This is a genomic window from Mitsuaria sp. TWR114 (assembly GCF_007997345.1).
On sequence record NZ_VOSR01000259.1, the window covers coordinates 1 to 8,559 of the forward strand.

Below are 8,559 nucleotides of genomic sequence, written 5' to 3' on the forward strand. Positions count from 1 at the left end.
GCCAGCAACATCATCATCCGCAACATGACGATCGGCCTGTTGCCCGGGAAGATCGACGCGATCGGCATCGAGGGCCAGAGCGGCGGGGTGCCGAGCAACATCTGGATCGACCACAACACGCTCTTCAGCTCGACGAAGGACTGCGCCGGCGCCGGTGACCTCGAGTTCGACGGCCTGATCGACAGCAAGGCGGGCGCGCATCACATCACCTACTCGTACAACTACATCCACGACCACCAGAAGGTCGGGCTGATCGGCTCCAGCGACAGCGATGCCAGCGACCGCTACATCACCTTCCACCACAACGTGTACAGCAACGTGGTGTCGCGGCTGCCGCTGCAGCGCGCGGGCTACACCCACCTCTACAACAACCTGTATTCGAACGTGCTCACCTCGGGGGCCAACATCCGGATGGGCGGTTACTCGCTGATCGAGGGCAACTACTTCGAGAACGCGCAGAACCCGGTGACCTCGCGGGACAGCTCCGCCATCGGCTACTGGGAGCTGCGCAACAACAACGTGAAGAGCCCGGCGGACTTCGCGACCTACGGCATCAAGTGGGTGGCGAGCGGCTCCAGCCCCTCGCGCGACGCGACCGACTGGACGACGACGGCGAACTTCCCGGTCGGCATCCCGTATGCGTACACGGTGCAGGACCCGGCCTGCGTGAAGCAGCGGCTGCTCAATGTGGCGGGGGCCGGGAAGGGGTTGGCGACGCTGAGCTGCAACTGATAACCACACCCCGCGGGACTTTTGCCTCGCGGGGTGTTGTTCGTTGGTGGCGATCCTCATGCCGTCGCGGAAGTGATCCCCTATGCTTGCGGCCGGCCAAATCCCGCCAGCCACGGCATCGTTGCCGCTGTATTTCCACTTCGATGCCGTCTTTCAGAGTTCGCCACTGGGCCGCCTGGGCCCCAGGACTGCGACCCGCGCGCTCTGGCACGCCTGGCTGGCAAGCCCTGACCTGACGCAACTGGCGGGGGACGCCAGTCCGCCGCTCGCCGAGCTGCCGCCCATGACGCGTCGGCGCATCGATCCGCTGGGACGCGCCGCCTTGCAGACCGCCTTCTGGGCCCAGGGCGAATCGCTCACCGGGCCGGTCGTCTTCGCGTCGCGCTGGGGCGAGATCGCCCGCTCCGTGTCACTGCTGCGACAGCTCGCCGGCGGCGAGCCGCTGTCGCCGACCGCCTTCAGCCTGTCGGTGCACAACGCCAGCAGCGCGCTGTACTCGATCGCCCGCGGCGACCAGGCCAATTACGCCGCCGTGTCCGCAGGGCCTTGCAGCGCCGCCGCCGGCGTCTGCGAGGCGCTGGGCCTGCTGGCCGACGGCGCCTCCCAGGTGCTGGTGGTCAGCGTGGAGAGCTCGCTGCCCGAGCCCTATCAGGCGTTCGAGGCCGAGCCGCATCCGATGCGCGCCTGGGCCGCGCTGATCGAGGCCGCGACGAGGTCCGCCTGGAAGCTGCGCCGTCCCCAGCGTCAGTGTCGGTGTCGGCTGCGACTCGCCCTTCCTCGTCACTGCCCCCGGACCTCGCCGCCCTCCAGGTCCTCGCGGGCGCGGCGTCCGAGCTCCGCCAGGGCCACTGGCACTGGAGTCGCCATGCGTGAGCTGGCGGCGTGGCCTGGCCGGCTCTGGCGCATCGCGGCGACCGCGATCGCCTTCGGCTGCTTCGGCATCGGCGGCCTCCTGCTGGGGGTTGTTGTTTTTCCGCTGCTGCGCCTGACGGTCCGTTCGGCCGAGCGCCGCGGTCGCTGGGCGCGGGCGCTGATCGGGTGGGTGTTCCGGCTTTTCGTCCGGTGGATGCGCTTCCTGGGACTGATCACCTACGAGTGGCGCGGCATCGAACGCCTGCAGCGCCGCGGCCTGCTGGTGCTGGCCAATCATCCGACCCTGATCGACGTCGTCTTCCTGATCGGCCATGTGCCGGACGCGCTTTGCGTGGTGAAGTCAACACTTGCGAACCACCCCAGTACGAGGGGTCCCGTGCTGGCATCGGGCTACATCTGCAACAATTCGGGCGCCGACCTGCTGCAAGCCTGCGTGGACAAGCTCAGGGCCGGCGGTAACCTGATCATCTTTCCCGAAGGCACGCGAACGCGCCCCGGGCAGCCCCTGAAAATGCAACGAGGCGCCGCGCAGATCGCTCTGCGCGGCGGCTTGGCCATCACCCCGGTTCACATCCGCTGCGAACCGCTGGGACTTTTCAAGGGGCAGCCCTGGTGGCAGGTCGCCGAGCGTCCGCTGCATTTCAGCCTCGAGGTGGCCGACGACCTGTCGCCGTCGCCGTTCCTGGAAGCCGCTGGTGGCGAGGCCTCATTGGCGGCGCGCCATCTGACGGAACACCTGATCCAGTATTTCAGTCCATCGACAAGACACGACACGGTCCCCGGGAGCCATGCAAGCGTTGCAGCAAGAAATCAAGGAGTTGCTGATCTCGGCACTCCAACTGGAAGACCTCAGCCCTGAGGACATCGACGCGGAGCAGCCGCTGTTCGTCGAGGGCCTGGGCCTGGACTCCATTGACGCGCTCGAACTCGGCCTGGCGCTGCAGAAGCGTTACGGCGTGAGCATGAGCGCGGACTCCGCGGAGACCCGCCGCCACTTCGCCAGCATCCGCGCGCTGGCCGAGTTCGTCGCCGCGCACCGCAAGCTCCCCGCCTGAGCGCGCCCCGCCGCCCCGAGAGAACCGGCCATGACCGACCAAGACATCTTCGAACGCCTGCGCACCATCCTCATCGAGACGTTCGACATCGACGCCGAGCGCATCACACCCCAGGCGCGCCTGTATGAGGACCTCGACATCGACAGCATCGACGCCGTCGACCTCATCGTCCGGCTCAAGCCGCTGGTGGGCAAGCGCCTGCAGCCCGAGGCCTTCAAGACGGTGCGCACGCTGCAGGATGTGATCAACGCGCTGCAGGGCCTGCTGCAGGCCGAGTCCGGCACCCACGCGAAAACCGGGTTCGAGGGCGCCGTCGCCCCCACGAACTCCTGATTGGGTTCCTCCATGCGATGGGCCCTCGTGGTGGCCCTGACGGCCGCCTATCCGCTGCTGGTCTTCGCCGGCCTGGGCCATGTCGAGCCGCGCACCATGGCGCTGCTGCTGCTGGTGCTGGGCCTGCTGCGCATGACCGTCGGCGGCCAGGGCCGGGCCCAGGTGCGCTGGGTCGTCGTGGCCGCGCTGCTGCTGGCGGGCCTGACGGTGCTGGTCAACCGCAGCCTGCCGCTGAAGCTGTATCCGGTGCTCGTGAACGCCGCCATGTTCGCTGTCTTCGCCTTGAGCCTGTGGCGCGGGCCCACCGTCATCGAGCGCCTCGCGCGCCTGACTGATCCCGAGCTGCCCCCGGAAGCCATCCGCTACACCCGCCGCGTGACCCAGGTCTGGTGCGGCTTCTTCGTGCTGAACGGCCTGATCGCGCTGGGCACGGCGCTGTGGGCCAGCGAGCGTGTCTGGGCCCTGTACAGCGGCCTGATCGCGTATCTCCTGATGGGGCTGCTGATGGGCGGCGAATGGCTGCTGCGCCGCCGCGTGCGCGCGAGGATGGGCGCATGACCCCCAGCCAGCGACTGGCCGCGCTGCTCGCCCAGCCGATCGAGCCGACCCGCCGCATGGGCTGGCGGGGCGCGACGCCGGTGTCGGGCGAGGCCTTCAACGATCGTGCGCGCCGCTGGCAGGCGGCATTCGAGCAGGCCGACGGCCAGCGCTTCGCCCTGTTCTTCGCCGATGGCATCGAGTTCTCGGCGGCGCTCTTCGGCCTGTGGCAAGCCGGCAAGCAGGCCTGGCTGCCGGGCGATCTGACGCCGGCGACGCGAGCCGCGCTGCGCGCGCAGGTCGCGGGCTGGGCCGGCGACAGCGGCGACCTGGCCGACCTGCCGCGCGTGCGGCCGATCGAGGCCCACGACGCCGATGCCGCCCATGCCGCCCGCGAGGCGCTCGCGCCCGCCGCGAGCGCTCCCCTGGATCCCGACGCTGACGGCCTGGTCGTTTTCACCTCCGGGTCCACCGGCGCGCCTGAGGCCTGCCACAAGCGGCTGCGCCAGCTCTTCGACGAGATCGACGCGCTCGAAGAGGCTTTCGGCGCCGTTTGCCCGGACGCCACGGTGATCGCGAGCGTCTCGGCGCAGCATGTCTACGGACTGCTGTTCCGCGTGCTGTGGCCGCTGGCCACCGGTCGCGCGCTGCAGGCGCGCAGCCTGGTCTATCTCGAGGACCTGGCCGAACTGCTGCCCGCGGGCGAGCGAGCCATCCTGATCGCCAGTCCGACGCACCTGGGCCGATTGCCGGCCGAGGCGCCGGCGGCGGCGCGGGTGGGCCAGGTGTTCAGCTCCGGCGCGCCGCTGCCGGATGCCGCGGTGCCGGATGCGCTGCGCGTCTTCGGCCGTGCGCCGATCGAGGTCTACGGCAGCACCGAGACCGGCGGCGTCGCCTGGCGCCAGCGCGATCCCGGCGCCGCCGTGCACTGGCAGGCGCTGCCGCAGGTGCAATGGCGGCTGGAGGACGGGTTGCTGGCGATCCGGTCGCCGCATCTGCCCGGCGCGGACTGGATGCTGGGCGCGGACCGGGCGATCGCGGTCGACGGTGGCTTCGAGCTGCGCGGCCGGGCCGATCGCGTCGTCAAGATCGCGGAGAAGCGGGTGTCGCTGCAGGCCGTCGAGGACTGCCTGTTGAAGGGCGGGCTGCTGACGGCGCTGCGGCTGGTCCTGCTGGACGAGCCGCGTCCGCAGATCGGCGTGGTGGCCGTGCCGAGCGCGCAGGGCTGGGCCCTGCATGACGCCCAGGGCCGTCGCGCGCTGTCCGAGGCCCTGCGCGCGCAGCTGCTCGGCGTGGTCGAGCGCCTGGCGCTGCCGCGCCGTTGGCGCTTCCTGCCGGAGTTGCCGCGCAATGCGCAGGGCAAGTCCACGCAAGCCCGGCTGATGGCCGAGTTCGATCCGCGCCGCCCGCCGGTGCGCGCGTTCAAGCGTGACGGCGATCATGTCGAGTTGGCGCTGCTGATCGAGGCCACGCTCCCCCAGTTCGATGGCCATTTCCCCGAGCACCCGGTGCTGCCCGGCGTGGCGCAGCTCGATTGGGTGCTGCTGTTCGGTCGCGAGCTCTTCGACATCGCCGGCGAGTTCACCGGCGTGGAGGCCCTCAAGTTCCAGCGCGTGGTCGTGCCGGGCACGCGGCTGATGCTGACGCTGGACTGGCAGGCGCCGGGCCGCTTGAGCTTCCGCTACCAGTCCGAGGCGGGCGGCCAGCACGCCAGCGGCCGGGTGCAGTTCGGCGAGGTCGCCACGTCATGACGCTGGGCGCCGTCATTCCGGTCTACAACCACGCGGTGCCCGTCGCCCGCGTGGCGCGCGCGTTGCGCGCCCATGGCCTGCCGGTGCTGCTGGTCGACGACGGCAGCGAACCGGGCTGCGCCCGCGCGCTCGACGCGCTGGCGAAGGAGGAGGGCATCACGCTGTTGCGCCTGCCCGAAAACCAGGGCAAGGGCGGCGCGGTGATGGCCGGCCTGCGCCAGGCGCAGGCCTCGGGCTGGACCCACGCGCTGCAGATCGACGCCGACGGCCAGCACGACACGGCGGACGTGCCGGTCTTCGTCGCGCAGTCGCGCCAGCATCCCTCGCATTTCATCTGCGGCTGTCCGGTCTACGACGCCAGCGTGCCCAAGGGCCGGCTCTACGGCCGCTACGCGACGCACATCTGGGTCTGGATCAACACGCTGTCGATGGCCGTGCGCGACTCCATGTGCGGCTTCCGCGTCTATCCGCTGGCGCCGACGGTCGAGTTGCTGACGCGCGCCCGGATCGGCCGGCGCATGGACTTCGACGTCGAGATCGCGGTGCGCCTGGTCTGGGCCGGCGTGCCGGTGATCAACCAGCCCACGCGGGTGCGTTATCCCGAGGACGGCATCTCCCACTTCCGCGTCTGGCGCGACAACGTGTTGATCTCGGCCATGCACACGCGGCTGTTCTTCGGCATGTTGTGGCGCGCGCCCGTGCTGCTGTGGCGGCGGTGGTCGGCATGACGGCCCGGCACTGGGCCGCGATGGGCGAAAGCACCTTCGTGGGCGGCATCTGGCTGCTCTTCGGCGTGCATCGTGTGCTCGGCCGCACGGCGTTCCGCGTGCTGCTGTGGCCGGTGGTCCTGAGCTACTGGCTCGCGCGACCGACGCTGCGCGCCCACAGTCTGGGCTACCTGCGCCGCGTGAGGCCCGACGCCGGCTGGCGCGAGGGCCTGGCCCACGTTCGCCTGTTCGCCGAGACCCTGCTGGACAAGCTGCTCGCCATGGCCGGCCGCTATCCGATGGAGCGCGTGCATGAGCGCGGCGCCGAGGCCCTGCACCAGCTCGCGCGCGAGGGCCGGGGCGGCGTGCTCGTCACCGCGCACATGGGCTGCCTGGAGCTGTGCCAGGCGCTGGCCGAGCAGCGGCCCGACTTCAAGGTCAACGTGCTGGTCCACACCCGGCATGCCGAGTCCTTCAACCGCATCCTGCGCCGGCTGCGACCCGAGACCCGGGTGAACCTGATCGAGGTGACCGACCTGGACATGGCGCTGACGCTGAAGCTCGCGGCCAAGGTCCAGGCGGGCGAGTTCCTGGCCATCGCCGGCGACCGCGTACCGGTGCGCGGCAGCAAGACGGTGCGCGTGCCCTTCCTGGGCGACGAAGCCGACTTCCCCGTCGGTCCCTACCTGATCGCCGGCCTGCTGAACTGCCCGCTCTTCCTGATGCTCAGCCTGCACGAGGCCGACGGTTATGCGCTCGAGTTCGAGCAACTGGCCGAGACCGTCCACCTGCCGCGTCGCGCCCGCGAGGCCGCCATGACCGGCTATGCCCAACGATTCGCCGATGCGCTGGCCCAGCGCCTGCACCGCTCGCCCTATGACTGGTTCAACTTCTACGCCTTCTGGGACCGCGCCCAGCTCGACCCCCATGCCGCCCATCCTGTTTGACGGCCGCCGCCTGCGCATCGAGGACATCTGCGCCCTGGCGCGGCGCGAGGCCTCGGCCGAGCTGGGCCGCGATGGCGACTTCGAGGCGCGCATCGAGGCCGGCGCCGACTTCGTCGCCCGGCTGCTCGCCGAGGACGGCGTGATCTACGGCGTCACCACCGGCTACGGCGATTCCTGCACCGTGGCCGTGCCCCCGGCGCTGGTGCCGGAACTGCCGCATCACCTCTACACCTACCACGGCATCGGCGCCGGCGCGCTGCTGACGCCGACCCAGACGCGCGCCGTGCTGGGCGCGCGCCTGGCCTCGCTGTGCCAGGGCCTGTCGGGCGTGAGCCTGGACCTGCTGCGCCAGATCGAGTGCCTGCTGCGCCACGACATCCTGCCGCTGATCCCGAGCGAAGGCTCGGTCGGCGCCAGCGGCGACCTGACCCCGCTGTCCTACCTGGCCGCCGTGCTGTGCGGCGAGCGCGAGGTCAGCGTCGACGGCCAGACCCTGCCGGCCGCCGATGCGCTGCGGGCCGTGGGCGCGACGCCGCTGCGGCTGCGCCCCAAGGAAGGCCTGGCGATCATGAACGGCACGGCCGTCATGACCGGACTGGCCTGCCTGGCCTTCGAGCGCGCCGAGTACCTGGCCCACCTGGCCACCCGCATCACCGCGATGAATGTCGTCGCCAGCGCGGGCAACGCGCACCACTTCGACGAGACGCTCTTCGCCGCCAAGCCGCATGCCGGCCAGCAACGCGTGGCGCAGCGCCTGCGCGGCGACCTGGCGAGCGACCGCCCCTCGCGCAACGAGGAGCGGCTGCAGGATCGCTACTCGCTGCGCTGCGCGCCGCACGTCATCGGCGTCGTGGAGGACGCGCTGCCCTGGCTGCGGCTGCTGATCGAGAACGAACTCAACAGCGCCAACGACAACCCGCTGATCGATCCGGTCGGCGAGCGCGTGCTGCATGGCGGCCATTTCTACGGCGGCCATATCGCGATGGCGATGGACACGCTGAAGACGGCCGTCGCCAACTTGGCCGACCTGCTGGACCGCCAGCTGGCGCTGCTGGTGGACGCGCGCTACAACCACGGCCTGCCGGCCAACCTGACCGGCGCCAGCGGCGAGCGCGCGCCGATCAATCACGGCCTGAAGGCGCTGCAGATCAGCGTGTCCGCCTGGACCGCGGAGGCGCTCAAGCAGACCATGCCGGCCTCGGTCTTCAGCCGCTCCACCGAGTGCCACAACCAGGACAAGGTCAGCATGGGCACCATCGCCGCGCGCGATGCGCTGCGGGTGCTGGACCTGACCGAGCAGGTCGCCGCCGGCCTGCTCATCGCCTGCCGCCAGGGCCTGGGCCTGCGCGAGCGGCTCGCGCCGCTGACGCTGAGCCCCGCGCTCGCCGCGATGCAATCGGACCTGGCCGCGCGCCTGCCGCTGATCGTCGAGGACCGCGCCCTGGATCGCGAGCTGGGCGCGCTGATCGAGGCCATCCGCGCCCGGGACTGGAGCCTGTATGGCTGAGCTCTGGCATGAGATCGAGCTGAGCCCGGCCTTCCACGACCTGGACCCGATGGACATCGTCTGGCACGGTCACTACGTCAAGTACCTGGAGCTGGCGCGCGAGGCGCTGCTGGCCGC

The 8,559-nt window shown here is 70.7% G+C and carries 10 protein-coding genes; all 10 read left to right on the forward strand.

Annotated elements, in window-relative coordinates; all coding sequences use genetic code 11:
* Positions 1 to 732: polysaccharide lyase family 1 protein (locus FUT87_RS11270; protein ID WP_147241075.1), on the forward strand; the 732-nt coding region annotated here is incomplete at its 5' end.
* An 82-nt stretch (positions 733 to 814) separates the two neighbouring features.
* Positions 815 to 2,464: a beta-ketoacyl synthase chain length factor gene (locus FUT87_RS31405; RefSeq protein WP_147241076.1), complete on the forward strand. Its 1,650-nt coding sequence runs from the start codon at positions 815 to 817 to the stop codon at positions 2,462 to 2,464.
* On the forward strand, positions 2,394 to 2,660 hold the full coding sequence (locus FUT87_RS11280) for a phosphopantetheine-binding protein (RefSeq protein WP_147241077.1): 267 nt from the start codon (positions 2,394 to 2,396) through the stop codon (positions 2,658 to 2,660). Before FUT87_RS31405 ends, FUT87_RS11280 begins: the two co-directional genes overlap by 71 nt.
* 30 nt (positions 2,661 to 2,690) lie before the next feature.
* The gene (locus FUT87_RS11285; protein WP_147241078.1) at positions 2,691 to 2,993 is read left to right on the forward strand and encodes an acyl carrier protein; all 303 of its coding nucleotides are present in this window, start codon (positions 2,691 to 2,693) and stop codon (positions 2,991 to 2,993) included.
* Positions 2,994 to 3,005: 12 nt separating this feature from the next.
* A complete protein-coding gene (locus FUT87_RS11290) occupies positions 3,006 to 3,551 on the forward strand; it encodes a hypothetical protein (RefSeq protein ID WP_147241079.1) in 546 nt (181 codons plus the stop codon).
* The gene (locus tag FUT87_RS11295) at positions 3,548 to 5,281 is read left to right on the forward strand and encodes an AMP-binding protein (RefSeq protein WP_186830481.1); all 1,734 of its coding nucleotides are present in this window, start codon (positions 3,548 to 3,550) and stop codon (positions 5,279 to 5,281) included. Before FUT87_RS11290 ends, FUT87_RS11295 begins: the two co-directional genes overlap by 4 nt.
* Positions 5,278 to 6,009 (forward strand): glycosyltransferase family 2 protein, encoded by a 732-nt coding sequence (locus FUT87_RS11300; RefSeq protein ID WP_147241081.1) that lies wholly within the window; start codon positions 5,278 to 5,280, stop codon positions 6,007 to 6,009. The genes FUT87_RS11295 and FUT87_RS11300 overlap by 4 nt, the downstream gene beginning before the upstream one ends.
* Complete coding sequence (locus FUT87_RS11305) at positions 6,006 to 6,935, forward strand: acyltransferase (RefSeq protein WP_147241082.1); 930 nt, start codon at positions 6,006 to 6,008, stop codon at positions 6,933 to 6,935. Before FUT87_RS11300 ends, FUT87_RS11305 begins: the two co-directional genes overlap by 4 nt.
* Positions 6,916 to 8,442, forward strand: coding sequence for a histidine ammonia-lyase (gene hutH, locus FUT87_RS11310; protein ID WP_147241083.1), 1,527 nt, complete (start codon positions 6,916 to 6,918; stop codon positions 8,440 to 8,442). Before FUT87_RS11305 ends, hutH begins: the two co-directional genes overlap by 20 nt.
* A partial coding sequence (locus tag FUT87_RS30605; RefSeq protein WP_404935392.1) for a thioesterase family protein occupies positions 8,435 to 8,559 on the forward strand: 125 nt, incomplete at its 3' end. The genes hutH and FUT87_RS30605, both read left to right, overlap by 8 nt.